This window comes from Fictibacillus sp. 23RED33, from assembly GCF_015903925.1.
Lineage (GTDB): Bacteria > Bacillota > Bacilli > Bacillales > Fictibacillaceae > Fictibacillus > Fictibacillus phosphorivorans.
Genome location: NZ_JACZDX010000007.1, coordinates 73,894 through 99,302 on the forward strand (window position 1 = coordinate 73,894; position 25,409 = coordinate 99,302).

General features: G+C 43.4%; 26 protein-coding genes. 3 read left to right on the plus strand and 23 right to left on the minus strand.

Annotated features, from left to right (window positions below; translation table 11 throughout):
* Positions 1-326: 326 nt before the first annotated feature.
* Together IHV09_RS18535 and spoIID are read right to left on the minus strand one after the other, a co-directional pair.
* Positions 327-1,301: a M23 family metallopeptidase gene (locus IHV09_RS18535; RefSeq protein WP_197190151.1), complete on the minus strand. Its 975-nt coding sequence runs from the start codon at positions 1,299-1,301 to the stop codon at positions 327-329.
* A gap of 186 nt (positions 1,302-1,487) precedes the next feature.
* Positions 1,488-2,528 carry a stage II sporulation protein D gene (gene spoIID, locus IHV09_RS18540; protein WP_370569001.1) on the minus strand — a complete coding sequence of 347 codons (1,041 nt, stop codon included), beginning with the start codon at positions 2,526-2,528 and terminating at the stop codon, positions 1,488-1,490.
* Between the two features lie 184 nt (positions 2,529-2,712).
* On the opposite strand from spoIID, the gene IHV09_RS18545 reads away from it, so the two are divergent.
* Positions 2,713-3,327 carry a DUF3298 and DUF4163 domain-containing protein gene (locus IHV09_RS18545; protein WP_197265177.1) on the plus strand — a complete coding sequence of 205 codons (615 nt, stop codon included), beginning with the start codon at positions 2,713-2,715 and terminating at the stop codon, positions 3,325-3,327.
* A 68-nt stretch (positions 3,328-3,395) separates the two neighbouring features.
* Here the strand turns inward: IHV09_RS18545 and IHV09_RS18550 are convergent, their stop codons facing one another.
* From IHV09_RS18550 to IHV09_RS18645, 20 genes are all read right to left on the minus strand, one after another.
* On the minus strand, positions 3,396-3,698 hold the full coding sequence (locus tag IHV09_RS18550; RefSeq protein WP_197128324.1) for a hypothetical protein: 303 nt from the start codon (positions 3,696-3,698) through the stop codon (positions 3,396-3,398).
* Between the two features lie 4 nt (positions 3,699-3,702).
* On the minus strand, positions 3,703-3,906 hold the full coding sequence (locus IHV09_RS18555) for a helix-turn-helix transcriptional regulator (RefSeq protein ID WP_197128323.1): 204 nt from the start codon (positions 3,904-3,906) through the stop codon (positions 3,703-3,705).
* 120 nt (positions 3,907-4,026) lie between these two features.
* The gene (locus IHV09_RS18560; protein ID WP_197128322.1) at positions 4,027-4,731 is read right to left on the minus strand and encodes a YetF domain-containing protein; all 705 of its coding nucleotides are present in this window, start codon (positions 4,729-4,731) and stop codon (positions 4,027-4,029) included.
* 1 nt (position 4,732) lies between these two features.
* A complete protein-coding gene (locus IHV09_RS18565; RefSeq protein WP_197128321.1) occupies positions 4,733-5,443 on the minus strand; it encodes a DUF421 domain-containing protein in 711 nt (236 codons plus the stop codon).
* Between the two features lie 133 nt (positions 5,444-5,576).
* A complete protein-coding gene (locus tag IHV09_RS18570) occupies positions 5,577-7,244 on the minus strand; it encodes a M4 family metallopeptidase (RefSeq protein ID WP_197265178.1) in 1,668 nt (555 codons plus the stop codon).
* 225 nt (positions 7,245-7,469) lie between these two features.
* The gene (locus IHV09_RS18575; protein WP_137791095.1) at positions 7,470-7,616 is read right to left on the minus strand and encodes a lmo0937 family membrane protein; all 147 of its coding nucleotides are present in this window, start codon (positions 7,614-7,616) and stop codon (positions 7,470-7,472) included.
* Between the two features lie 344 nt (positions 7,617-7,960).
* Positions 7,961-9,274, minus strand: coding sequence for a UDP-N-acetylglucosamine 1-carboxyvinyltransferase (gene murA, locus IHV09_RS18580; RefSeq protein WP_197128319.1), 1,314 nt, complete (start codon positions 9,272-9,274; stop codon positions 7,961-7,963).
* Positions 9,275-9,304: 30 nt separating this feature from the next.
* Positions 9,305-10,051, minus strand: a complete 747-nt coding sequence (locus IHV09_RS18585) for a YwmB family TATA-box binding protein (protein ID WP_197265179.1) — start codon at positions 10,049-10,051, stop codon at positions 9,305-9,307.
* 109 nt (positions 10,052-10,160) lie between these two features.
* Positions 10,161-10,394, minus strand: coding sequence for a DUF1146 family protein (locus IHV09_RS18590; RefSeq protein ID WP_137791098.1), 234 nt, complete (start codon positions 10,392-10,394; stop codon positions 10,161-10,163).
* 713 nt (positions 10,395-11,107) lie between these two features.
* The gene (gene nuoN / locus IHV09_RS18595; protein WP_197265180.1) at positions 11,108-12,640 is read right to left on the minus strand and encodes an NADH-quinone oxidoreductase subunit NuoN; all 1,533 of its coding nucleotides are present in this window, start codon (positions 12,638-12,640) and stop codon (positions 11,108-11,110) included.
* 3 nt (positions 12,641-12,643) lie between these two features.
* Positions 12,644-14,161: a complex I subunit 4 family protein gene (locus tag IHV09_RS18600; RefSeq protein WP_197265181.1), complete on the minus strand. Its 1,518-nt coding sequence runs from the start codon at positions 14,159-14,161 to the stop codon at positions 12,644-12,646.
* Positions 14,158-16,026: an NADH-quinone oxidoreductase subunit L gene (gene nuoL / locus IHV09_RS18605; protein WP_197265182.1), complete on the minus strand. Its 1,869-nt coding sequence runs from the start codon at positions 16,024-16,026 to the stop codon at positions 14,158-14,160. The genes IHV09_RS18600 and nuoL overlap by 4 nt, the downstream gene beginning before the upstream one ends.
* An 18-nt stretch (positions 16,027-16,044) precedes the next feature.
* Positions 16,045-16,359, minus strand: a complete 315-nt coding sequence (gene nuoK, locus IHV09_RS18610) for an NADH-quinone oxidoreductase subunit NuoK (RefSeq protein ID WP_066398890.1) — start codon at positions 16,357-16,359, stop codon at positions 16,045-16,047.
* The gene (locus IHV09_RS18615) at positions 16,356-16,868 is read right to left on the minus strand and encodes an NADH-quinone oxidoreductase subunit J (protein WP_066398893.1); all 513 of its coding nucleotides are present in this window, start codon (positions 16,866-16,868) and stop codon (positions 16,356-16,358) included. Before IHV09_RS18615 ends, nuoK begins: the two co-directional genes overlap by 4 nt.
* Positions 16,865-17,284, minus strand: a complete 420-nt coding sequence (gene nuoI / locus IHV09_RS18620; RefSeq protein ID WP_066244809.1) for an NADH-quinone oxidoreductase subunit NuoI — start codon at positions 17,282-17,284, stop codon at positions 16,865-16,867. The genes IHV09_RS18615 and nuoI overlap by 4 nt, the downstream gene beginning before the upstream one ends.
* A 687-nt stretch (positions 17,285-17,971) precedes the next feature.
* On the minus strand, positions 17,972-18,973 hold the full coding sequence (nuoH, locus tag IHV09_RS18625; RefSeq protein ID WP_197129877.1) for an NADH-quinone oxidoreductase subunit NuoH: 1,002 nt from the start codon (positions 18,971-18,973) through the stop codon (positions 17,972-17,974).
* Positions 18,970-20,070: an NADH-quinone oxidoreductase subunit D gene (locus IHV09_RS18630; protein ID WP_197190162.1), complete on the minus strand. Its 1,101-nt coding sequence runs from the start codon at positions 20,068-20,070 to the stop codon at positions 18,970-18,972. Before IHV09_RS18630 ends, nuoH begins: the two co-directional genes overlap by 4 nt.
* Before the next feature lie 5 nt (positions 20,071-20,075).
* Positions 20,076-21,497, minus strand: a complete 1,422-nt coding sequence (locus tag IHV09_RS18635; protein ID WP_197265183.1) for an NADH-quinone oxidoreductase subunit C — start codon at positions 21,495-21,497, stop codon at positions 20,076-20,078.
* On the minus strand, positions 21,494-22,009 hold the full coding sequence (locus tag IHV09_RS18640) for a NuoB/complex I 20 kDa subunit family protein (RefSeq protein WP_137791106.1): 516 nt from the start codon (positions 22,007-22,009) through the stop codon (positions 21,494-21,496). The genes IHV09_RS18635 and IHV09_RS18640 overlap by 4 nt, the downstream gene beginning before the upstream one ends.
* Complete coding sequence (locus tag IHV09_RS18645; protein ID WP_066398906.1) at positions 22,000-22,374, minus strand: NADH-quinone oxidoreductase subunit A; 375 nt, start codon at positions 22,372-22,374, stop codon at positions 22,000-22,002. The genes IHV09_RS18640 and IHV09_RS18645 overlap by 10 nt, the downstream gene beginning before the upstream one ends.
* Before the next feature lie 219 nt (positions 22,375-22,593).
* On the opposite strand from IHV09_RS18645, the gene IHV09_RS18650 reads away from it, so the two are divergent.
* Both IHV09_RS18650 and IHV09_RS18655 read left to right on the plus strand, forming a co-directional pair.
* Positions 22,594-22,791: a hypothetical protein gene (locus tag IHV09_RS18650; RefSeq protein ID WP_066398908.1), complete on the plus strand. Its 198-nt coding sequence runs from the start codon at positions 22,594-22,596 to the stop codon at positions 22,789-22,791.
* A gap of 32 nt (positions 22,792-22,823) precedes the next feature.
* Positions 22,824-23,213: a DUF1722 domain-containing protein gene (locus IHV09_RS18655; RefSeq protein ID WP_197265184.1), complete on the plus strand. Its 390-nt coding sequence runs from the start codon at positions 22,824-22,826 to the stop codon at positions 23,211-23,213.
* Between the two features lie 319 nt (positions 23,214-23,532).
* Here IHV09_RS18655 and IHV09_RS18660 read toward each other — a convergent pair whose 3' ends face one another.
* Entirely contained in the window at positions 23,533-25,191 is a 1,659-nt protein-coding gene (locus tag IHV09_RS18660) for a glycerol-3-phosphate dehydrogenase/oxidase (protein ID WP_197265185.1), read from the minus strand.
* Between the last annotated feature and the right edge of the window lie 218 nt (positions 25,192-25,409).

Genomic DNA, 25,409 nt, shown 5'->3' on the forward strand with positions numbered 1-25,409 from the left:
TTATATGCCTAAATCTCAACTGGGACAAGGGGAAATGTCCATATTTGTGAAAAAACCTGCATAAACAGTTGGAAAATTAAGTTATTTAATCGATAAGAATGATGGAAATATTTTTTACGGTACGTGTTTTTATATGTAGGGGTTCGCCGGTAACCGTGCTTTTTCACCGGTAAAACTTCTGTGACCACCTGAGAACTGCTTCGTTACACCGGTTATGCAATCGGGACCACCTAAAAAAGTGAATTGGTTCACCGATAAACGGTTGAACTTTAGATAAAAATAAAAAAACTGCCTCGGATCGAACCGAGACAGCTTCCTTTTTGCTATTATTCGTTAGCACCAGAGTCGTCTGCTGCAGGAGCATTCGTATCTTCGGCTGATTGAGATGATGATTCTTGCTCACGGTTGGCATCTTTACCATCTTTGCCATCTTTCGTGTCTTTCGTATCTTTTGTGCCTTTAGAATCTTTTGTGTCCTTAGTGTCTTTAGAACCTTTGTCTTCAGCCTTTGGTGCTGGCTTCTTTTCTTCAGCAGGCTTTTTCTCTTCAGCTTTCTTCTGCTCTTCTACTGCTTTTTTCTCTTCCGCTTTTTTCATCTCTTTACGAGAGTCATCAACAGCGGTTGCAAGTTGTGCAACAGATTGATCCCAAGCCATCACTGGGTCGACTGCTTCTCCGTCTTTACGAACTTCGAAGTGTGCGTGGATCTTCGCATCAGTATCGTATGCGTTCTCACCAGCTTGTCCTAAAACTGCGCCTTGCTTCACTTGGTCACCTTGCTTAACAGAGACAGAAGCAAGTGATGAGTAATGTGTGACTACACCTTTGTCATGCTCTACTTCTACTACGAATCCTAGTGCAGGATCTTTTGCAACTTTTACAACGTTACCACTTAATGCTGCGGTTACGTCGAATGCTTTGTTATCAGCAGTCGCTAGATCGATACCGCGGTTTTGGTAGTAGATATTGTTATAGAATACAAGAGCTGCTTCTTGTTCTTGAGCTGGAGCTTCTGGGCTAAAGAAATCTTTTACCACTTCAATGGCTTCAGGGTCAGAAACGGGCATCTGGAAAACTTCTTTTGTAAGGGATACAGGCACTGCTGCTCCATTGTCCTCTAATGCGCTATCTGGAGTATTATTATTCTCCGTATTCTTCGCATCGTTTTGATACCATAGAACAGAAGTTAGAATGACTGCTGCAAAGCTTAAATATACTGCAGGATAAACCCAACGTTTTTTCATAGCACTCTTACCTTTCATCGGTACTGTTTTTTTGTTTTGTTTTTCTTCTTCTTTCATTTTTCATCACCTCAGCAACAAGTTTGAACAGAATTCTGAAAATATATACTTTGGTGCAAAACTTTTTTGAAGATTTCTTTCGACAATTGAAAAAACCGCCGAATGCCTTATGACATCTAGCGGTTTCCTAACAACGATAAAGAGGGGGTCTGACCCGGGTCAGACCCCCTACAATTTCCACACAATTTACTGAGGCTGATACGCGAGCCCCTTGTCAGCAATCGGTTTATAATCCGTTATCTCTATCCCTTTGTAATAATGATTCACGATCTCTTTATACGACTTACCTTCCTTTGCCATTCCGTTCGCGCCATATTGGCTCAACCCCACTCCATGACCGTATCCTCTGGTTGTCACGGTAACTTGCTTTCCTTTTTTCTTCATCTGGAAATCCGTCGACCGCAGCTCCAGCTTCTCTCGTACTTCTTTTCCGGTGAACTCTTTTTTACCAATCGCCCACTTGCCGATTCGTTTTCCACTTGTTGTGGCTACGACTTTTCCGATCTGGCCATCTTTTGTTAGCGAAACGCCGAGTTTCTGTTCTACCGTGCTGACAGGCAGCTGGACGGTCTCTGTATATTTCGGAGACTCTTTTTTATCCCACGGACTTTCTACACTTCGTAAATACGGATATTCGTTTTTCCAATAGTCCTCGGAATTAACGGTAAAGCCATTGCTTGTGGAAAAGAAACTCGCTTGAATCGGATCTCCTTCATACGTTAAAATCTGTCCTTTTGTCTCAGAGACCGCTTTGATGATCTTCTCTATCTTTTTGTTGAAATCATCTCCCCAAAGCGTCTCTAGCTCTTCGTTTCCTTTGTACACTTGATGCATCACCGTGTCTGACACGACCGCACCTTCTGGCAGACTATCGTCTTTGCCGCGGTTTAGTAGAGCTTTTACAATAAACGTCCGTGCGGTTAACGCTTGTGCTTTCAGCGCTTCTAGCTCAAAGTCTGCAGGCATTTCAGAAGCGACCACTCCGGCTACATACTCTTCTAACGGGATGTTTTGAACCGTATCCATCGATTTTCTGAAAACAGGCACGACGATGTCTGAATGCGGGACTTCTAAAGCTAGCACTCTCTCAGATGGGCGTGCAGACTTCTCTTCTTTCCACTGGGGAGGTGCTGACGAAAATGGTAGTACGAGTATCGTCGGGAGAAGGACGATGATAGCGACAAAAATAGCTAGAATCCAAATCAGCGGCTTGATATTTACATTCACGTTCCCATGCCCTCCTAGATTGTTATCTACTATACAACTTATACAAAAAGGCGGGAATTTAGAACACGAAACTAGCATTTTTACAATGAAGAACATACCGGTTTACAAGTTTTATATACGCAGACTGAGACAGGCATTTCCTCGCATAATATGAAGAGATGATCGGCACGAAAGGGTGAACAGCATGGACAGTTTTCAACCTCCTGTCTTGGTTCGTACGCTCACGTATGCACCTGGCAATATTAAGATTTACTACCCGCAGATCGAAGGCAAGATCGATCCTCGTATTGAGCAGCAAGTAAACCGAAGAATCGTTCAGATCAACGAGCAGCTCGCGAATTACCAGAATCCCGAGGCTCGTCCAGGCATGTATGGGGAGTTTGCCGTCAAAACGAACGAAAAGAACATCTTGAGCATCGGTTTCTTAAATTTTGCCTATACGCCCATGGCCGCCCATGGAATGACGTATATCAAATCAGAGACGTGGGATCTTTCTACAGGAAAAACGTATCAGTTAAAAGATCTATTTAAATCCGGAAGTAATTATGTGGAAGTGATCAATCGTCATATAAAAGAACAGCTTAAAGCCAGGCAGATTGACACGCTCGAACCATTCAAAAGCATCCGGCCAGACCAAGATTTTTATATCGCTGATAAATCACTCGTGATCTATTTTCAGCTATACGAGATCACCGCCTATGTATATGGCTTTCCCATGTTTCCTATCTTTGTTTTTGATCTACAGGATATCATTGATGAGAACGGACCGCTCGGAAAAATGGCCGTGAATGGTCTGTAATTTATGGGACCAGACAAAAAACATCCAGATTTTTAAGTCTGGATGTTTTTTATATCCTATCTATTTCATTAAAACTTAATCTGATAATAAATAAATGATAATGCCCATCCTGCCATATGAATCAATAAAAGCGTCCCTAAAACAGGTGCAACAGATAACTTAATTCCCATTACCAATAAAATAAATAAAACAGAAATATAAACTAAAGTGACTCTCCACCCATTCGCAAGAGCCTTCACGGCAATATTTTCATACCTTTCATCGATTCCTCTCTTTCGTGCTGCTAACTTTCTCCCCCACCAGAGCCCAAAAAGACCGCCTAATACCCCAAGTAACAATCCTAGTAATGCTAACAACTGGTCTAAACCCACTTTTTCAGTCACTCCCCTTCTCGAAAATAAAAACTTCTTCGATGCTAAGCCGAAATAATTGTGCGATGTTATAGGCAAGCTCTAATGAAGGATTGTATCGGCCGTTCTCGATTGATATTACGGTTTGTCTGGAAACCCCAAGTTTTTCGGACAGTTGTTCTTGGGTCCAGCCACATCTCGATCTAAGTTCTTTAATACGATGTTCCAAATGAATCACCCTTACGTAAAGCTAACTTTACGTAAAGTATACTTTACTTTTACATATTTTGTAAAGTGAATATTGAAATCTCAACAAAAAAACGCAACGGATTCCGTTACGATTTCAGCTCTATCTTTTTGAAACATACAACTTTTTATCTTGATCAACAGTTGCCAAATACACGGACTCCACGCAGTCCACTTGATGTGTTTTCAAGTTTTCTTTTAGCCACGTCAGATCTACGTTTGCTGTTTTAAGATTCTCTTCAAAAAGTTTCCCATCATTTATCACCACTAACGGGATGTCAACTGGAGATACTGCAGTTTTCATATCTGACGCTGTAACTGGATCGTGTGCACTGTATTTCATGATGCTCAGCTGACCATTCGGCTCTAACATGCAATACCTAACCTCTGATATATCGAAAACTTTTCTAATCCTAAGCTCAGCTAGCAAAAGATCAATATTCATAAAGTGTTTTTTTAAATGTTTCCTGATGATTTTCCCATCATCAATAATCAGCAATGGTTTTCCATTAAAAAAATGAGCAAAAGACCTGCTCTTTAAAGAAATCATACTGAGTGCGGTATGCCAGAAGAAAAGCGTTAATATAGGGGTGATCGTCCTTGTAAAAGTCACATCCCCTTCTAATAAGGGAGATACAGTAAGGGCTCCTAGTATCCAGATCAATGCAAAGTCAAAGGTCGTCATTTGGCTAAAGGACCTTTTCGTCACAAACCTTCCGACCAAGAAGACTATAACCCCTACAAGAATTGTTCGAATAACATACCCCATCAATGTAATATCTTTTAACTCACCAAAAACTTGAGGCATCTTAAACCTCCTGCCGGTTTATGTAAAGTGTTTTCTCAGGAGTGAGAATCCCAACGAAAACATCATTTATCGCTTGAATATTAAGTATTTGTAACTGCTGGTTTAACCAATCATGGTCAAGGTTGTTTTTCTTCAGCACCCGCTGATCCACTCTCCCTTCATATATGACAAGCTGAGATAGCTCATTTGGAGTCGTTGGTATACCCACAGAAGATTTAGTTACGGGCTGATCTTTACTGTCGATGGCAACACTAAAATCACCGGTTGTTTCTGCTACTAGAAACTTCACTTTTTCAAGATTAAAAGCATCTTTCACTCGTAAAATGGATAATACATTATCAAGTGTTAGCCTCGTTTTCTTTAAATTTTTCTTTATGATTTTACCGTTTTTTACGATGATAGTAGGCGTTTGCGATACAATCGACGGTAGCTTAAGGTACCCAAAGTAAGTAAAACAAAGCATAAAAATGGTATAAACAATGATTATTGCAAAAGCATCGATCGGCCTTGAATCAGGAACTACGATTCTAGTAGCAGAAATATGACTGATACCAGCTGCCATTATGAAGTTATAAGGAGTCGTAATAGCATTCTGCTTAAAGCCCATTGCTTTATCAGACGCGAATAACAAAAAATAGAGCAAGGAAGTTCTAAAGACTTGTTCAATAATACTTAAATCCTCTGCTTCAAATAAAACATGTTTCAATTCCATATTTCATCTTCCTTTATGGGTGACCTATTAAATTTGTAACTACAGGTTAAACTTCCCAATTCTCCTAATAATTATTTGATAACGATAAAAAAACCTGACCTCTCACACAGAGATCAGGGTTTGGCAATAAAATTTAGTTCACACCAACTGCATCATACGATTTTTTAACCGCTGCTACTTCTGGAGAGGTTGCTCCATAAAGGTCAGATGCTGATTGAACAAGAGCTGCTCTTGCTTGGCTGAAGTTTGATGAAGCTGTTAAGTATACCGTGTTAGCGCGGTAGTAGATCGCTCCAACTTTTTGGTTCCCGATCGCCGGAACCGTTACACCATAATGCGTTCCACCGACTGCCAGCAAGTATGCCGCTTTGTTGATGATACCGCTGTTGATATGCACTCCGCCATTGTCACCTGTTCCTGTATAGCGAACCGAGTAATGATCAGGATCTTGGTATTTGGTCGGATCGCTCATCGAACGAAGCGCGTCATTTGGCGTTCCTGGTGTGTAGATATCTTCTCCGATCTCATAGTCCGGGTTGTTATTTTCATGGTGCTCGACTAATGTTCCGAAAATATCGGACATCGCTTCGTTCAATGCACCAGACTCGTTTTGATAGATCAGATCGGATGAGAAATCCGTAACTGCATGTGTTAATTCATGGGCGACAACATCCAACCCGCCTGATAATGAGACGAACGTCGATCCGTCGCCATCACCGTAGACCATCTGCTGTCCGTTCCAAAACGCGTTGTTGTAATTACGGCCATAGTGAACCGTTGATTTTAATGCTGCTCCTTTATTGTCATACGAGTTGCGGTTGAAGACTTCTTTATAATAATCGTACGTCGCACCTGCATAATAGTGAGCATCTACAGCCGCTCTGTCATAGGTCGCGTTCAGCTTGTTATCCGCATCTGCCCAAAGTGTGCCCGGTAGCTGTTGACGGTTCTTGGCATCGTATGTAAATACGCCGTTTCCTCGTGTGTTATCTTGCAGGTAGTACTTACCACTCGATAATAATGTGTTGAGTGATTTCGTATCGCCAAGGACACCCGTCCCTGTACCAATCGCATTCGTTCCTACTAACGATCCTCCACCCGTTGGCGGTGCTTTATGATCACCATGCGCTTCATCCAAGTCGTTATAAGAATTCAGGATCTTGCCTGTAACGGCGTCTACAAAATAATTATAGTTACCTGGTTCAGGAGATAAGAAATTTAGATTCACCAAATACGCATAAGTGGCTTTATCTCCAATTGTATACACAACCAGTTCAGATGTTGGATCTGCTTCATATTCCGGTGTGAAACCGAGGTCTTTAACAGCAACTGTTACCGCTTTTGCAGCTGTAATCTTTTTAGCGAACCCTAACCCTGGTTTACTTTGAAGATCAGGAGTAACCGTTCCTGAAAACACAACGAGCTCACCCTTTTCGTTAACATGCGCAACTTGTGTCGAGCCCCAAATTGGAACTCCTTTATAGGTTTGCTGGATTCGCACTAATTGTCTGCCCAACTCATCCTTTGTAACAGACTTTACCTTGAACGAGTCCTGTGCTTTTTGAGTTCCTAATTTAAATGTTTTCGATTCTTTTTGAAGGTAATTGAATACAACATCCTTTGCCGATTTTGAAGAAGCCTCAGACAGTTTTCCAGATACAAAAGACGGTGTGCCCGTTATGCTGTTCATCTTTTTTGTTGATAAAACATTCACAGGTGCCTCCGCTGATGCTTGTCCTGCTGCTAACGGACTTACGGCCAGACCAAGCGCTAAACCCCATACTGATAATTGCTTTTTCATCGCTTCCCAATCCCCTTTGCTTCATGAATTTTAAAGCCAGTGGATTTATAATAGCACCATTCTTTTTATTTTCAAACTATTCTTAAAATTTTGATTATATCGTACTAAAAGCAAAAATTTTCAACAAAAAGCAGGTATTAGGAACTGTTTTTTTATCTTTGTTCGAGAAAATAAGACGAAAATTTTCCATTAAAAAAAGCTGACTATGAAAGCCAGCTTGTACAGCTATTTCGATTTTCGGCCTTTAATAAAATTTAAAACAAAAACGATCAATGCGATTACAAGTAAGATATGAATGATACCGCCGGCTACTTTAAAAATGACACCTAATAACCACAGTACAACTAATATTCCGATAATGGTCCAAAGCATGAGTTCGACATCCCTTCATTAATATAAAAAAGTATAAGTATACGGTTTAGATTTCCCGAATACGCTATGAATTAAACGGATGACGCCTCTAAAATCTTGGAGCTCGGTGGAAAAATATCATTTTCAGGTGGTTGAACATGAATCACCGGTTAAAAGGGGCTGCGTTCAGGTGGAACTACACACTTTTTCAGGTGCTCACCACCAGTTTTCCGGCGAACGTGTAACAAAATATAAGAACGCGTACCGTAAAATTGAAATACAGTACAGTTTTCATAACTACAGAATCACTAAGAAAACAGAAAAACCCTTCCTCAACAATGAGAAAGGGTTCCTCTTATCATATATTATGCTAAATTACTTTTTAATGATTGCTCTTCTTTTGCAGGTGTTGTTTTCACATCTTCGTTTACACGCTCGATGTCAGCACCTAATGCAGCCAATTTCCCAGTGAAATCAACATATCCGCGGTCGATGTGCTTCAGTTCAGTTACACGCGTGTAACCATCAGCGACAAGCCCAGCAAGTACCAAAGCAGCACCTGCGCGAAGGTCAGTTGAAGCAACCTCAGCACCTTGCAGATTTACAGGTCCGTTGATTACAGAAGAACGGCCTTCAATTTTAATATCACCATTCATGCGACGGAATTCTTCCACGTGCATGAAACGGTTTTCGAATACAGTTTCCGTGATTACGCTTGTTCCGTTCGCACGAAGCAATAGCGCCATCATTTGCGACTGAAGGTCAGTCGGGAATCCTGGATGTGGCATTGTTTTAATATCAACAGGTTTCAATTCACGAGGTCCGCGAACACGAAGTCCGTTTCCTTCTTCTTGAATCTGTACACCCATCTCTTCCATTTTTGCGATTAAAGGACGTAGGTGTTCTGCGATTGCATTTTCAACTAAAACGTCACCTTGTGTGATCGCTGCTGCTACCATATACGTACCAGCTTCAATACGGTCTGGAACTACAGTGTGCTCAGCACCAACAAGTTCTTCAGCTCCGACAATGCGGATCGTACCTGTTCCGGCACCGATTACTGTAGCACCCATCGCGTTCAAGTAGTTAGCTAGACATACGATTTCTGGTTCTTTTGCAGCGTTTTCGATGATAGTCGTTCCTTCAGCAAGTGTTGCAGCCATCATGATATTCTCAGTAGCTCCTACACTAGGGAAGTCTAAATAAATCTTTGCACCTTGCAAGCGGCCATCAATTTTTGCTTCGATAAATCCGTTCCCAATCTTTACTGTTGCACCCATCGCTTCAAATCCTTTTAGATGCTGATCGATCGGACGTGATCCAATCGCGCATCCTCCTGGAAGTGCGATACGAGACAATCCAACACGAGCAAGCAACGGACCCATAACTAGGAATGATGCTCTCATTTTGCGGACATACTCAAATGGTGCTTCAGTTTTCAATTCGTTTGTAGCATCAACAGAAATTTCACCGTTTTCAAATGCTACATCAATATTTAAATAACGTAATACTTCGTTAATCGTAAACACATCAGCTAGACTCGGCACGTCTTTAATTGTGCTTTTGCCCTTACTTGCTAAAATGGATGCTGCGATGACAGGAAGTACGGCATTCTTAGCTCCTTCAACTCGAACAGAGCCTTCTAACCGCCTACCACCACGGACAATGATTTTTTCCAACGATATTCCCCTCCGCGTCCAATTTGTATATTAATATTCAGACGTAATTATTGGTGTGCCAATTGTGACAGTTGTTCCGCTGCCCAATCCTTCAGATCGCAGTGCCACCTGAAGATTCATTTTATGTTGATGACCGGTATAAATCGCTTGTTCCCACTGCTCAGTATATGCAGAAAGCGACACAAACGTCTCTTCTTTTAGTTCCTCGACAGGATCACCAGAAAAGGCGCGTACCAATTCATTTGCTTGCGAATACAAATCAACCACCATTTTATCACCGTATGTACCGGTAACACAAGAGAAAATTTTGGGATTTCCTCCAATTGATTGTTCAACACGGCTATCAATCAGGTTCTGGATTTCTTTCCAATTTTGATTTGTATTTACAAGTCCTTCAACCGCATAAATAAAATACGATGCAGATTGTTCTTTTTGGGGGTATGTAATGACGGTCATTTTCTCTCTAACCCCGATATCATTACGCTCAAATAGTCCGGTCATTTTATAATGTCCGGCTTCATCTTCAGTTACCACCCAGCTAAATTCAGGATAATTACGTTTAAGCTCTTCTGCTTGTTTTACATACCCTAGTCCTTTGGATGCAAAACCTGTTTGACCACGAAAATACATAGTCCATTTGTCAGGCGTTGCCCCGCTCTTCTTTAGAACGTCTATTATATGTGTAACTTCATTTGTTTTTTCATCTGTTTTTGCATATCCAGAAGTAATCATAACCAATAGCAAAATCGCTGTAATCGTCATCGTCCATTTTTTCATTCCCCAGCACATCCTCTCTATTTCTCATTGTTGCCAATGAAACAGAGGATATCCGTGGAAGTTGTAGTCATATTCCGACAAGTCCACTACTTCTGTAACAGTTGTGAAATCATCCAAATAGCTGACTAAGATTTTTGGAATACTGTAGATACTTAAGAAAGAAATCGCTCGCGATGCTTGCTAAGCTGATCACTAAAAGTATATATAACACTCTAGCCTGCATGACCTTTCCTTTTTTGATCCATTTATCAAAATGAACGGCCTGCAATGCCCACCAAGAGATCACGAGAAACAATAGATGTACGATGATATGTAACAAAGCTTGTTGTCCGATTGGAATCATTTAAAAGTCTGACCTCCTCATTACATATTTCGACATCTTAAGCATACGTCTTTCCCAACATTTTAGATAGATACTTTTTCCCTAGTAAGGTGTTTTGTAAGCCCTTTCTTTCGATAAGTTCAAAAAGTTGTAACGACTAATAAATGTAAATCTCGATAGAAAGTCGCTTCACTATGATTAGACGAAACAAAACCGAGAAAGTTACGGTAGTTTCGGCTCATTTTTTTGGGTTTTTTTCGGGTGTGGGTTACTGATTAAGAAGTTGTTGATTTCCGTTTCGGATGCTCGCTTTCCGTGGGGCAGGCAGTGAGCCACATTCGTACGTTTCACTCTTAAGTGTCTCACCTGGCTAGTTGCAGTGGCTAGCCCCTCGAGGTCAAAAGTTAAATGGTTAAGAAGGCAAAGTGCGCCTTCAAACCCATTCACCTTTTGCTTGTCGGGACTGAACGAGCCACCTCTACTTTGAGGACTGCCCACCTGTCCCGCAGGAGTCTCGCATCCTACACTTCAATCTACAGTCAAAGTAGTAAATAAAAAGATTTAAAAGGGAACAACCTTCAGATGTATTAATTCGGCGCGGTTTTAATATAATACGGCGAATCTTCAAAAAATCGACAACGATCGATTAGCGGATACCCCTTAAGAAAACAAAAAAAAGCCCACCAACCTCCAACTAAGGAGAAGGTTGATGGACTATCCTTTGTGCTCAACAATCAATGATCATGCGTATGAACTTCGGTTTCAATCTGCATAAAGAATTCATTCACATCAAAGTTACCGTAAAAGAAATCGAGTGCGAGATCTGGCATAACCCCTAAGATAAGAACGGATGCTGCACAGAAAGCGAGTACGGCAGCCATTCCACCTGGGATTGAAACCTTCGTTCCTTCACTGTCTCGGAAAAACATGATCGCAATGATGTTAAAGTAATACACGTACGATACGAGCGTGGTTGCCATCATTACAGCAGCCAGCCAATATTGTGGCTGCTCAAGTCCAAGCGCGCCCATAAAGATTCCAAACTTACCGATAAATCCAGCTGTGATGGGAATTCCAGCAAGAGAAAGAATAAAGAACGTCATTGGAACCGCGAGCCACGGGGAGCGTCGGAACAATCCGCGGAAAACGCCGATATCATTTGAACCTTCTTGACTTGTTAAAAGCTGAATGACGGTAAACGCGCCAATGTTCATAAACAAATACGCCAGCAGATAGAACCAGATCAGTTCGAAGATTAATGACGAATTTGACACGAACGGTACTAAAATGTAACCCGCTTGTGCGATAGACGAATACGCAAACATTCTTTTTATATTTCGTTGACGAAGCGCTGTAACGTTACCAATGATCATCGTTGCCGCAGCCAATACCATCACATACGGCTGAACTTGCAGCAGGATTGGTTCACTATCAATGCCTGGAGCCGCAATAAAACAGATGATGATTACTCGTAGCAAGATCACAAAGCCTGCTGTTTTGGACACGACACTCAAGAATGCTGTAACCGGAACAGGCGCACCTTCATATACATCTGGTGCCCACATGTGTAGTGGAGCAGCCGCGATCTTGAACGTTAGTCCGGCAAACGTGATGATGAACGCGAAGACGATGAGAAAGCTGTGCTCTAACAGCTCAACGTTCCCCATGTTCTCTGCAATCTTGAACAGATTCGTCTCTCCAGTCAACCCGAAAATGTAACTCATTCCAAAAAGGGTGATAGCCGTAGCGATTCCGCCAGACACAATATACTTGAACGCTGATTCGTTGCTTCGTTTATTGCGTCTCTCAAGTCCCGCCATTACATAAGAAGAAAGAGAGAGAAGCTCCAGACCGACAAACAATGTGATCAAATCAGCGCTCGACGCCATCATCATGGCTCCTAATAAAGCTGCAAGGAGTAAGTAATAAAACTCTCCCCGGTTTTCCTCGAGATCTTCTTTTGTATAATTAGAAGAAAGAACGATTACTAATAACGTTCCTAACAAAAGCAGAATCTTAAATGCTTTTGAGAACGAATCAAGTCTGTACGTATCATACAGAATGGCTGTAACTTCTATATCGAGCTGCATAAAAATGGTGATGAGGGCAGCTAGAATACCTGCTCCAGCAAGCCAGGCTAGCGGTTTCCTGCTCGAATTTTTTTTCATAAAAAGATCGATGACAGATAAAAGGGTCGCAACACCTAAGATAATAAATTCAGGAAGCATGACGCTCCATCTAAACGATAATAAAGTATCTAGATCCATGATTTAGCCCCCTAACCCTAGCAGAATACTATCTAATGTTGGACGGAGCATATCACTTAACCATGCAGGATAGATGCCGATGAACAAAATCGCTGCAAGCAAGATAAACGCCGGAATTCGTTCTGTTGATGAAAGATCATGTGCGTTCGATAGTTCTTTTTCAGTACCAAACGTTATCGCTAACACCGCGCGGAGCACATAGACGGCTGTTAAGATCAGCCCTAACGTTCCTACAGCTGCTAACACGGGCATCGTCTCAAACAATCCTAAAAACGCCATGAACTCACTTATAAAACCAGACATTCCGGGAAGTCCTAATGATGCGAGTCCCCCTGCGAGCAAGACTCCTGCAAAGATCGGCATCCTTTTGGCTACCCCACCAAAGTCTTTTAACTGAGATGAACCCGACCGTTCATACAGAACGCCTACTAAGAAGAACAACAGCGCCGAGATCAATCCGTGTGAAACGACTTGGAACACTGCACCCGTCATACCCGCTTCGTTTAATGCGGCGAGCCCGATCAGAACGATTCCCATATGCGAGACAGATGAATACGCTAAGACGCGCTTCATATCACGTTGTGTGAGTGCCAAGAATGCTCCATAAAGCAGGTTGATCACGCCAAACAATCCGATGATAAAAGCGAGTGACTCAAACTGTTCTGGAAACAGCCCTGCTCCAAAAACGATCAAACCGTACGCCCCAATTTTCAAAAGAATTCCTGAGTGAAGCATAACGATCGGCGGTGGCGCCTGAACGTGGACCCTCACCATCCAAGAGTGAAGCGGTGCAACCGGCAGCTTGACAGCAAACGCGAGTAGAAGTGCGATCAGCATCCCCATCTTAAAACCCTTCGTGATGTTCATCTCGTTCAGTTCAGATTGCGGAAGCGAGAATGTGTAAGCGAGCTGCTCAAAATTCATCGTTCCCGTCTTCATGAACATCGCCACGAACACAATTAGAAGGATGGCTGAACCAACACCGTTATAAATCAAAAAACTGTACGCAGCTTTTTCTTTTTCAAGATAACCCCATCGTCCGATGAGAAAGAACATCGGAATGAGTGTGATCTCGAAGAAAATAAAGAACAAAAATAAATTTTGTGCGGCGAACACGCCAATCATGCCCATTTCAAGCAAAAAGAACAATATGAAGTAACTTTTCCAATTCTTTTTGATCGAAAAGGATGCAATGGCTGCAAGGACACTCACTACCGTTGTTAATAAGATGAGCACCATCGATAGACCGTTTACACCGACTTCATAAAAGATCGGATAGCTCACATCACCATTCGTTTGAAAGACTTCATAAGATACCCACTGAAATTTCTCAGCAAGCTGAAGGCCTTCACCCGATTTATTAAAAGCAGACAATGTAACGAGTGCTGTTCCGAGCGGAAATAATGTACCTAATATCCCGATCCATTTGATCGATTTCTCATCATGAGATGGAGTAAATAGGAGAACCAAAACGCCTAACAACGGGGAAAAAATTAAGATGGATAGAAGCCATGTGTTCATGTGAAGTACCCCCCAGTTAATGCGACGATCAGCAATAAAATCACGATGCCAAAGATGGCGAACGTACCATATGATTGGACCTGGCCATTTTGAAGGCGCGATCCTAACTTACTCAGTCCTTGAACAGCACTCACAACGGCTGCCACGAGTCCGTCAACGATATATCTATCAAACAAGACACCAAGCTTGCTCAAACCCTTCGTTCCTTTAACGAAAGTTGCGTCGTATCCTTCATCAACGTACCACTTGTTGTAGATTACGTTGCTAAGTCCTGGCAACGATCGAGTGATCCAATCGCGTGAAAGCGCTCCTTTTTGGTAGATTAGATAAGCTAGCCCGATTCCTAAAAGAGACGCTCCTGTTGCCACGATCGGAATCCAGCTTGGACCGTGATGATCACCATGCGCTAGTTCAACAGGACCTTCTGCTAAGTAATCCGTTAAAAACGTACCAAACCAAGCTGTATTCAGATAGCCTGCCACGATTGCTAGAACACCTAGTACAATCATCGGAAGCGTCATAACACTTGGTGACTCATGTACGCCACTCTGATCACCGCGTGGTTTTCCTGTAAACACAAGGAAAAATAGACGGAACATATAAAACGCCGTCATGAATGCTGCCACGACTGCCAGCCAGAACAATCCGTAACGGCCATCTGCGTAGGTACTGGCTAAAATTTCGTCTTTTGAAAAGAAACCGGATAATAGCGGAACTCCTGATATGGCTAGAGCACCAATTAAAAAGAGAGGCCCTGTCAGCCGGAGCTTTTTCCAAAGTCCGCCCATCTCATCGATGTTTTGTGTATGTACAGCATGGATCACGCTTCCTGCAGCTAAGAACAATAATGCTTTAAAGAATGCGTGCGTCGTCAGGTGAAAGATACCTGCCACATAGCCGGATGCGCCAAGTGCGAGCATCATGTACCCTAGCTGACTGACCGTTGAGTACGCCAGCACGCGTTTGATGTCTTTTTGCATAAGTCCGATCGATGCCGCAAAGATTGCTGTGACTCCTCCGACTACAGCAACGACCGTTAGTGCCGTTTCTGAAGCTTGGAAGAGCGGATACATCGCAGCGACCAAGTACACCCCAGCTGCAACCATCGTTGCCGCATGAATGAGCGCTGATACGGGTGTTGGACCTTCCATCGCGTCCGGAAGCCACGTATGTAGAGGTAGCTGACCTGATTTTCCGATTGCTCCTACAAATATACATAGTGCTGTAAGAGTGAGCATACCAGATGATATATCACCATTTCGAACAGCAGCAAAAATTTCGTCATATTCAAAACTACCAACTTGCCAAAATAGCAAAACCATACCGATAAAAAGACCAACGTCCCCAATTCGGGTCATCACAAAAGCCTTTTTCGCAGCGGCTTTTGCTTCTGGTTTAAAATAGTAGAATCCGATCAACAGAAACGAACCAAGTCCTACAAGCTCCCAAAACATATAGAGCTGTAATAGATTTGGAGAAAGAACGAGTCCTAGCATCGCAAAGGAAAACAATCCTAAATACGCAAAGAACACAGGAAACCGTTCATCGCCATGCATGTATCCTTTTGAATAAAGATGTACAAGAAAACTGACGAGTGAAACGATCACAAGCATAAGAGCATTCAGTGGATTGACTTCATATCCCATCGTGATGGCCTGCTCACCAATCTCAAACCAAGTACCTTCAACCTTAATTCCGTCCCCTTGCCACACCGCCATCCAAACCCCGATAGAAAGAATGAGCGATAATCCGGTTAGAAGCACACCGATCCATGCAGTGCCCTCACTTTTTGATTTTCTGAAAATCAGCAATAAAACGAAGGATAAAAGCGGGAACAACGGTATAAGCCAACTATTCTGCAACATAATCGTCCATCTCCTTCCTTATCGCTTCATCGTATCCATCTCATCCACGTTGACCGTCTGTCTGTTGCGGTACAGTGCTATGAGAATCGCAAGTCCGACTGCCGCTTCTGCCGCAGCAACCGTAATCGTAAACAGCGAGAAGATCTGACCTGTTAATCCAGGGTTTATTGAGTATTTGGCAAATGCCACGAGATTAATATTTACCGCATTCAGCATCAATTCGATCGAAATCAATACGATGACCGCATTCCTTTTGGTTAATGCTCCAAACAAACCGATACAAAAAAGGATCAAGGCAAGCGTCAAGTAAGCTGCTAAAGGAACAGAGCTCATTTTTTTGCCTCCTTTTCATCGTCATCCCGCTTTGCCAGAATGATAGAACCGATCAAGGCAACAAGAAGCAAGACAGAAGTTAACTCAAACGGAATGACATAATGCGAATACAGCTCGATTCCGATCTTTTTCGTATTATCGATGTGAAGCTCTGCGTTCTGCTGACCAAAATCAAGGTCTTTGATCTTGCCGTACATGATCAGAAAGAAAAGCCCGATCGCAAGCCCCGTTAAGATGACTTTTAACCGTGGTGCACGCTTTTCTTTTTCCTGATGACGTGTCAGCATGATCCCGAACAACATGATGATGGTGATCGCTCCTGAATAGATCAGAACCTGCACAACGGCAACGAACTCTGCTGATAGTGTGATATAGATTCCTGCAATGGCAATGAACGTAAAAATAAGAGCAACAACCATGTGAACGACATTGGATAGGTTGATAAGAAGAACGCCGCCGGCAATGGCTGTTAAGGCGAGAAAGAAAAAAGCGATCATTTCACCGGTCATGCTTTGTTCTCCTTTCTAACATTCTCGTCGTTCTCATCGAGCCACTCGAGGTTTTTGAAAAGTTCATCACGGCTATATTCAGCAAGCTCAAACTGATTTGTCATAACAATCGCTTCAGTCGGACAGACTTCTGTACACAAATCGCATAGAATACAGATTTCAAAGTTAATGTCATACGTATCAATGATCTTCCCTTTTTTCGCAGGATCGGGATGGGGCTTACCCGTTAACTGAATGCAGTCGGTTGGGCAGATCTGCGCGCATTGGTTACAGACGATGCATTTTTCGGGATAAAACTTTTGGATGCCGCGGAAACGGTCAGGCATCTGGATCGGCACGTCTGGATAGCTTGTTGTAACGTTTTGTTTTGTTAGGTTTTTGACGGTATAGCTTAAACCTTTTACAAGACCTTTCATCCTGAGATCACGCTCCTTATGCGTTGGTCTTTCGATTAAAAAACTTTTTGAGTGATTGAGCTCTGTCGTTTATGAAAGTGTTGATTTCCGCTCCAGGTTGCTCTGTAGCATTTTGAAAGTGTTGATCTCCGCTCCAGGTTGCTCGCTTTCCGGGGAGCGTGTGGTGAGCCTCTTAGTGCCTTGCACTGTTAAGAGTCTCACCTGTCTAGTTACAGTGGCTAGCCCCTCGAGGTCAAAAGTTAAATGGCTAAGAAGGCAAAGTGCGCCTTCAAACCCATTTATCTTTTGCTTGTCGGGGCTGAACAAGCCACTTCCACTTTTCGAACTGTCCCGCTGATCCCCCAGGAGTCTCGCACCTTGCGCTCCAATCAACTATTCGAGGAAGTATGCTTGTAATACTTCCAATGATTTGTAGCCTGACCTTCGAAACTTAAAGTTATGGCTAAGGTCATTCTATAAGATTCTTTTTTCTAGAAGTTTCTAGAAGCTTGTTGCTGTTCAATCATTTTTCGTCTTCTTTGAACTATTGGTTGTAGTGAAAGGTGTGAGACTCCTGCGGGACAGGTGGGCGGGTGAGACACTTAAATGTAAAACATTCGAATGTGGCTCACCGCCTGCCCCGCGGAAAGCGAACACCTGTAACGGAAACCAACACCCTCAATAACCAGCAGTCTGCTCTAAACACTTTTATAAAAACAATTCCTTAACTGCTGCACTGACGAAAATGTTTAGCAGTGCTAGCGGTAGTAGGACCTTCCAGGCGAAGCCCATCAGTTGATCGGCGCGGAGTCGTGGAAGTGTTCCACGGATCCAAATCATGAAAAATACGACGATGCTGAATTTGACGCCGAACCACAGCATACCTGGAATGAAATCTAAGAACGGAATCGGGTTCCAGCCGCCGAGAAACAGAACAGTCGTTAAGGAAGCCATTGCAAACAGATACACATATTCTGTGAGCATGAAGAACGCCCAGCGAAATCCTGAGTATTCGACGTGATACCCTGCAACGAGCTCTGACTCTGCTTCAGGTAAATCGAACGGTGTACGGTTCAACTCAGCGATGGAAGAAATCAAGAAAACAAAAAAGCCGATCGGTGTTAAAAAGATGTACGCAATGTTTTCTTGTCCTCTTACGATATCGTTTAAGTTTAGACTTCCAGCGAACAAAATCACCCCGATCACAGAGATGACGAGCGGGATCTCGTATGAAATCATCTGTGCTGCAGCACGCATGCCGCCGAGTAACGAGTATTTATTATTCGATGCCCAGCCACCCATTAAGATGCCGATCGTTGAGATTCCCGAAACAGCTACGTAATACAGAAGGCCGACACCGAGGTCTGCGAACTGCATGTTTTCTGAGAACGGAATCGTCGCAAGCACCATGAACGCTGGTGCAAATGCGATGACCGGTGCCAAGATGAACAACGGCCGATCAGCTAGTTTCGGTATGGTGTCTTCTTTTATCAAAAGTTTAAAAACATCTGCTACCGTTTGCAGAAGACCGAATCTTCCTCCAACCCGGTTCGGCCCTGTACGCATCTGCATGAACCCGAGCACTTTTCGTTCGGCTAGAATCGCGTAGGTTACGAAACCGAGCACCGTGACGAGTAATGCCGCGCCGAGCGCAAAGAAAATCGCAACATGCGTCCAGCCTGGCTGTGCGTATAAAAGCTCCTCCATCAGCCATCAACCTCCCCGAGAACGATATCAATCCCGCCTAAGATGGTAATCAAGTTGGAGATGTTTTCACCGACTAAAAGTTTTGGCAGAATCTGAAGGTTGTAAAAAGATGGCCTGCGAAACTTCAAGCGGTACGGTTCTTTTTTTCCTTCTGACGCGATGTAGCAGCCGATCTCTCCACGAGGCGACTCAATGCGGACGAATGCTTCACCCTTTGGCGGCTTGATGATTCTTGGCACTTTTGCCATGACCGGACCTTCTTCTGGAAACTGTTTCACCGCTTGTTCTACAATCTTGAGTGATTCTTCGATCTCTTGCATGCGGCACTGATACCGCGCCCATGCATCGCCTGTATGAAAGACCGGTACATCAAAATCAAAGCGGTCATAGATCGAATAAGGTTCATCTTTTCTAAGATCCCAATTCGTACCCGTGCATCTTAAGTTCGCGCCGCTTAATGAAAAGTTCAGTGCTTCTTCTTTCGTGTAGTAGCCGATTCCTTTAACACGATTCAAGAAGATTTCGTTGCCTGTCACAAGGTCGTGATAGCCAGCAAGCTCTTCTCTCATGTACGGAACAAAATCTCGGACTTTCTCGATCCAACCTTCTGGTGCGTCCCACTTCACACCGCCAACACGCATATAGTTGAACGTAAGGCGAGCCCCACAAATCTCATTCAGCATATTGATGATGGCTTCTCGTTCACGAAACGCGTATAGGAATGGACTCATCGCCCCGATATCCAATAAATATGTACCAAACCAAACGAGATGGCTTGCGATGCGGCCGAGCTCCATCACAATCACGCGCAAATATTCCGCTCGTTCAGGTATCTCTAAACTCATCATCGTTTCAACAGCATGGCAGATCACATAGTTGTTCGTCATCGCGGCTAGATAATCCATGCGGTCTGTGTATGGAATAATCTGCGTGTACTGAAGGTTCTCTGCTAATTTCTCGGTGCCTCGGTGAAGATATCCGATCACTGGCGTAGCTTCGATGATCGTCTCTCCGTCAATTTTTAGTACGATTCGAAAAACACCGTGCGTACTCGGATGCTGTGGCCCAACGTTGAGGAGCATCTCTTCTGTTCTGATCAATGTCTCTACACCTCCACGTCATGTGGTTCGTAATCTTTTCTAAGCGGATATCCTACCCAATCGTCTGGCAGCATGATGCGCGTTAAGTTCGGATGACCTTCAAAATGGATGCCTAAAAGATCATATGTTTCACGCTCTGGCCAGTTTGCTCCCTCCCATAACGGGGTAATGGAATGGGTAGTAGCGCTCGTTCTGTCTATCTTTACTTTTAATGCAACGGACTGGCGATGATTGTACGAATACAGGTGGTTATAGACTTCAAAATGCGTTTCAAAATCCGTGCCGTGCATTTCAGATAAATAATCAAAACGAAGCTGGTCGTTATATTTTAAAAACTCCGCAATTTTATAATAGGATTCAGGTTTTGCAACTAAGGTAGGGACGTCTTTTGACAGTCTGTTAATATAGGAATCTTCGAGTACATCTTCTCCTAGATGTTCTTTGATGACTTTTGTGTAGGTATCGAGGATAGGTTGGTTTGGTGATGGTTTTTCTTCTGCGACAGGTTCGGTTGCTGCACCTTTTGCATTCGCGGCAGCACGTGCTTTTGCGGCTGCAGCTGCTTTTGCTTTGGCTGCGGCGATCGCTTTCGCTTTTTCGTCATCACCTGCTGGACTAGTTGGTGCATCTGATCCTGCTTCACGGGAAGCCTTCGCTTTTGCAGCGGCGGCGGCTTTTGCTTTGGCTGCAGCGACAGCCTTTGCTTTTGCCGCCGCTTTCGCTTTTTCATCGTCTGAAGCGGGTTCGTTGGATGCGTTGCCTCCACTCTCTCTTGCTAGTTTTGCTTTAGCGGCAGCTGCTGCCTTCGCCTTTGCTGCTGCGGCTGCTTTCGCTTTCGCGGCGGCTAGTGCTTTTTGTTTCGCAAGATCGTCTGTTGGCTCATCGATTTTTGGAACTTCTGATGTTTCTGCTTTCTCAGCCTGACGCTGTTTTGCAAGTTCAAGCGCTTTTGCCTTCGCTTCTGCAGCCGCTTTCTTTTTTAGCTCTTCTTTTGTTAGCTCCGGTTCAGCTGCGGTCGGCTCTGACTGTTCAGCCGCCTTTGCCTTTTCAGCCTGACGCTGTTTCGCGAGTTCCAGTGCATTTGCCTTTGCTTCTGCGGCAGCCTTTTTCTTCAGCTCTTCTTTTGTTAACTCCGGTTCGGCTGCTTTCGGCTCTGACTGTTCAGCCGCCTTTGCCTTTTCAGCCTGACGCTGTTTCGCGAGTTCCAGTGCTTTTGCCTTTGCTTCTGCGGCAGCCTTCTTTTTTAGCTCTTCTTTTGTTAGCTCCGGTTCGGCTGCTGGCTGCTCTGTACCTTCCGCTGTCTTCGCCTTTTCAGCCTGGCGCTGTTTCGCAAGTTCCAACGCTTTTGCCTTCGCTTCTGCGGCTGCTTTTTTCTTTTGTTCTTCTATCGATAATCCTTCATTGGAATCATTTTGCTTATCTGTCATTCGCTCATCACCTTCTTGCCTGTCTTCGCTTCATAACGGATTTTTTCTTGAAGCTTGTTGATGCCATAAATGAGTGCTGCAGGGTTAGGTGGACATCCTGGTATGTACACATCCACGGGTACGATTTGATCGACGCCTTTTACGACGGCATACGATTTGATGTAAGGTCCGCCAGCTGTGGCGCATGAACCCATCGCGATGACCCACTTCGGTTCTGGCATCTGTTCATATAATCGCTTTAAAACGGGCGCCATTTTCTTCGTTACGGTTCCTGAAACGATCATCACGTCAGATTGACGAGGTGACGTACGGAATATACTTCCGAAACGGTCTAAGTCATAATGAGACGAACCTGTGCCCATCATTTCGATCGCACAGCAGGCGAGTCCAAAGGTTAACGGCCATAGTGAGTTACTTCTGGCCCAGGCTTTCACTTGTTCGAGTGTTACCATGAATACGTTGCGGTCTAGCTCGGCGCGTTCTTCAGCCGTAAGTTCCCACTTTATGTCCATTTCAGCACCTTCTTTTTCCAAGCGTATACAAGACCTAACGTTAAAAGAACAACAAAAATCCCCATTTCGATCAGAGCGAACACACCTAGCTCTTCATAGGCAACGGCCCAGGGGTATAAAAATACGGTTTCAACATCAAAAATAACGAACATGAGCGCAAACAAATAATAGCGGACATTGTACTGAACCCAACTTTGATGAAATGGTTCAATTCCGCTTTCGTAGGTGGTGTATTTTTCTGCTGATGGTTTATAAGGGCGCAATAAACGGCCTGCAGTCAATGCGACAACCGGCAAAAGGACCCCTAAAAATAAAAATACAGCCACAATGAGGTAATTGTTTTGATACAGATGATAAAAATCCATTCTGACTACCTCCTAATCTTCAGAATTTTTTAAATTCTGTAACCGCTTTAATTATAGCAAATTCCATATTTTGTGTCGATGTGCTTCTTCACATATGGTACTTACACTATATTAGGGTCTCCCCCTTATTTTTCTATAGAAATGTTCATAATCCTGTAAATTTTTTGGATGTGACTCATCACCGTTAGCAGTATGATAGGTGTAAAGGGGAGATTCGTAATGGATATATGGTGGATTGCTTATTTCTTGATTGTCGTAATCTCGATCGCTGGGTTAGTCGGTACGATCATGATTTCTAAAACACAGGACGAAAAATACGGAAGTTCAACTCGTCAGAACCTCGTTCGCCTTACACTCATCTATGCAGTGGTGATCCTTGTTTCGATCATCGCACTTGCTCTCTACATTTATCTTTAATGAAATGTCGTTATTAAAGGATGTGATCTCAATTGAAAAAAGAGACCGAGCAGCTGTGGGCGAGTGAAAAATACACCGTGATGGCTAAGGGATATAACCTTTATAAAGAGGTTCAAGGGCAGATGAGGGATGCTCAATCTGACTCTGACTATGAAAAAGTGACGATGTTGATTGCTGAGTATAAGGAAAAACCTTTTGAGCGACGTGCTTTATGCAACACGTTAGAACATGTTTGGGGTTATTTTAAAAAATCAGCCGAGGAAGTGGACAAGCAGCACTTTTTTTCGCTGCTGACCACGTTGAGAGAGTCAGATAAAGAGTATTATGATGAAATGCCTTATGAAATGGATCTTTTTTTGCAATATTTGCTTCAAAAATACCCTTCAGATTACTTATCACGTTCAACATTTATCAAGAATTGAGGATGCTCCCGTCGTGTTGTGGGATCATCCTTTTGTTTTGTCTAATATAGGTGCAGTTTCGGTGAACGAAACTGTTTGTTATGTATACCCTGTTGGGTATCTCCAACAACCAATCCAGAAATTTAAGCCTCCAATCCACAAAATTCGGTGTACAATCCACGAGTTTTTAGCTTGAATCCAAAAGTTTTGGCTATTTATCCTCAAGTCGACAAACCTCGACACCTGTCAGTCACAAATAACTCCTCATATACCCCACACATAAAAAAAACACCCCGCTCAACTAAGCGGGATGCCTTTCTGCCATACCTATATACTTTTATCAGATTGCCTCAACAGACAATCGCAATTGCTCTTCGAAATCTTCTGCATGCTCGCGTTTTTGTTCTGCGTTCCAGCCCAATTTGTCTGCCATGCAGTTGATTACACTTTCTTTCCACTCATATACCGTATCGATGTCAAAGTATAGAGCAGACGTACGGCGGATCAAGAAGTCAGATGGTGTTGATGTCATCTCATACTCTAATGCGTAGAGTAGGGATGCGTACAAACTTACTGGTAAGTTGTAGCTCTTCGCCTCTTCACCGCGTTCTTTCATATAACCATAAACGATATCAATGTTCGTTCCGTAGCGCTGAACGAGCTCGCGAGCTTTTGCTTCATCTAAACCTAACGCTAAGCCTTCTTGTACTTTCGTACGAAGGAAATCTGCAAAGTTTTGACTTCCACCCATCTTACCGCCGGATAACTCCATGTGTTGCGTGCGGCATCCTGGGAATTTTGCCCCTTCTTCCTCACCAAGCTGATCACGAACAATATCAACGACTTTTTCAGCCATCTTACGGTAACCTGTCAGCTTACCACCAGCGATTGTTAATAATCCTGATGGAGAGTGGAACACTTCATCTTTACGAGAAATTTCTGAAGGTCCTTTTTTCGGTTCGTGAATCAACGGACGCAGTCCTGACCATGAAGATTCAACATCGTCGCGCGTGATCTTCACGTCTGGGAACATGAAGTGGATCGTGTTCAATACATATTGAAGATCCTCTTCCGTCATACCTGGGTTTGCAAGGTCACCTTTATAATCTGTATCTGTCGTGCCAATATACGTTTTACCCGCACGTGGGATCGCGAACACCATACGGCCGTCTTCTGTGTCATAGTAAACCGCTTGCTTCAGTGGGAACTTCGAGCCATCAATAACAAGGTGGATTCCTTTTGTATGGTGGATCTCTTTTCCTGTTTTCGAACGGTCTTCTTCACGAAGCTCATCTACCCATGGACCTGTTGCGTTTACGATCTTTTTCGCGTAGATCTCATGAATTTCACCAGTGAGCTGGTCTTCCACTTTTACACCGACCGCTCTTTTTCCGTTATAGATAAAGCTTGTAACTTTCGCGTAGTTCACAGCTGATGCTCCGCGTGATACTGCTTCTTTCATGATCTCAAGCGTTAGACGAGCGTCATCTGTTTTGTATTCCACGTAATACCCGCCGCCAAGCAAGTTATCCTTTTTCAATAATGGTTCACGGCGTAATGTTTCTTCAGCTGAAAACATCTTTCTGCGTTCTTTGCGTTTTACACCTGCTAAGAAATCGTACACTTTTAGACCGATGGAAGTGGAGAATTTCCCAAACGTACCACCTTTGTAAAACGGAAGTAGCATCCATTCTGGTGTTGTTACGTGCGGAGCGTTCTCGTACACGATCGCACGTTCTTTACCTACTTCGGCCACAAGTTTCACTTCGAACTGTTTTAAATAACGAAGTCCACCGTGAACAAGTTTTGTAGAACGGCTGGATGTTCCAGCAGCAAAGTCCTGCATCTCAACAAGACCTACCTTCATCCCGCGAGTCTGTGCATCTAAAAGAATTCCCGCTCCTGTTACGCCTCCTCCGATTACAAGAAGATCAAGCTTCTCTTGTTTCATACCTGTGATGATTTCTTCTCTTTTATATGTTGAAAATGATGCTGTCATTTTCTCTTCACTCCTTCTGTACAGAACCGTTGGACAAATATAATACGGGTAGTTTTCCCGGAATCAGCGAACCCAACACACATTTTTAAACATTTCCGTGTATTGGCACGCAAAAAAGACCACAAGAACCCCGCATCGTTTGTACGAGGTTTTGTGGTCTCTCCTGATCTCCAACCGGTTCAATATCAACTTGTGATTAGTATAACGCAGTTTTCTAG

Coding starts and splice junctions, on each gene's coding strand:
- IHV09_RS18535 (WP_197190151.1), bottom strand. CDS start 1,301: ATGAAAGAAGAAGAAAAACAAAACAAAAAAACAGTACCGATGAAAGGT.
- IHV09_RS18545 (WP_197265177.1), top strand. CDS start 2,713: ATGGACAGTTTTCAACCTCCTGTCTTGGTTCGTACGCTCACGTATGCA.
- IHV09_RS18560 (WP_197128322.1), bottom strand. CDS start 4,731: ATGCCTCAAGTTTTTGGTGAGTTAAAAGATATTACATTGATGGGGTAT.
- IHV09_RS18565 (WP_197128321.1), bottom strand. CDS start 5,443: ATGGAATTGAAACATGTTTTATTTGAAGCAGAGGATTTAAGTATTATT.
- IHV09_RS18570 (WP_197265178.1), bottom strand. CDS start 7,244: ATGAAAAAGCAATTATCAGTATGGGGTTTAGCGCTTGGTCTGGCCGTA.
- IHV09_RS18575 (WP_137791095.1), bottom strand. CDS start 7,616: ATGCTTTGGACCATTATCGGAATATTAGTTGTACTGTGGTTATTAGGT.
- IHV09_RS18585 (WP_197265179.1), bottom strand. CDS start 10,051: ATGAAAAAATGGACGATGACGATTACAGCGATTTTGCTATTGGTTATG.
- IHV09_RS18590 (WP_137791098.1), bottom strand. CDS start 10,394: ATGATTCCAATCGGACAACAAGCTTTGTTACATATCATCGTACATCTA.
- nuoN (WP_197265180.1), bottom strand. CDS start 12,640: ATGGATCTAGATACTTTATTATCGTTTAGATGGAGCGTCATGCTTCCT.
- IHV09_RS18600 (WP_197265181.1), bottom strand. CDS start 14,161: ATGAACACATGGCTTCTATCCATCTTAATTTTTTCCCCGTTGTTAGGC.
- nuoL (WP_197265182.1), bottom strand. CDS start 16,026: ATGTTGCAGAATAGTTGGCTTATACCGTTGTTCCCGCTTTTATCCTTC.
- nuoK (WP_066398890.1), bottom strand. CDS start 16,359: ATGAGCTCTGTTCCTTTAGCAGCTTACTTGACGCTTGCCTTGATCCTT.
- IHV09_RS18615 (WP_066398893.1), bottom strand. CDS start 16,868: ATGACCGGTGAAATGATCGCTTTTTTCTTTCTCGCCTTAACAGCCATT.
- nuoI (WP_066244809.1), bottom strand. CDS start 17,284: ATGAAAGGTCTTGTAAAAGGTTTAAGCTATACCGTCAAAAACCTAACA.
- IHV09_RS18635 (WP_197265183.1), bottom strand. CDS start 21,497: ATGACAGATAAGCAAAATGATTCCAATGAAGGATTATCGATAGAAGAA.
- IHV09_RS18640 (WP_137791106.1), bottom strand. CDS start 22,009: ATGGACATAAAGTGGGAACTTACGGCTGAAGAACGCGCCGAGCTAGAC.
- IHV09_RS18645 (WP_066398906.1), bottom strand. CDS start 22,374: ATGGATTTTTATCATCTGTATCAAAACAATTACCTCATTGTGGCTGTA.
- IHV09_RS18650 (WP_066398908.1), top strand. CDS start 22,594: ATGGATATATGGTGGATTGCTTATTTCTTGATTGTCGTAATCTCGATC.
- IHV09_RS18660 (WP_197265185.1), bottom strand. CDS start 25,191: ATGACAGCATCATTTTCAACATATAAAAGAGAAGAAATCATCACAGGT.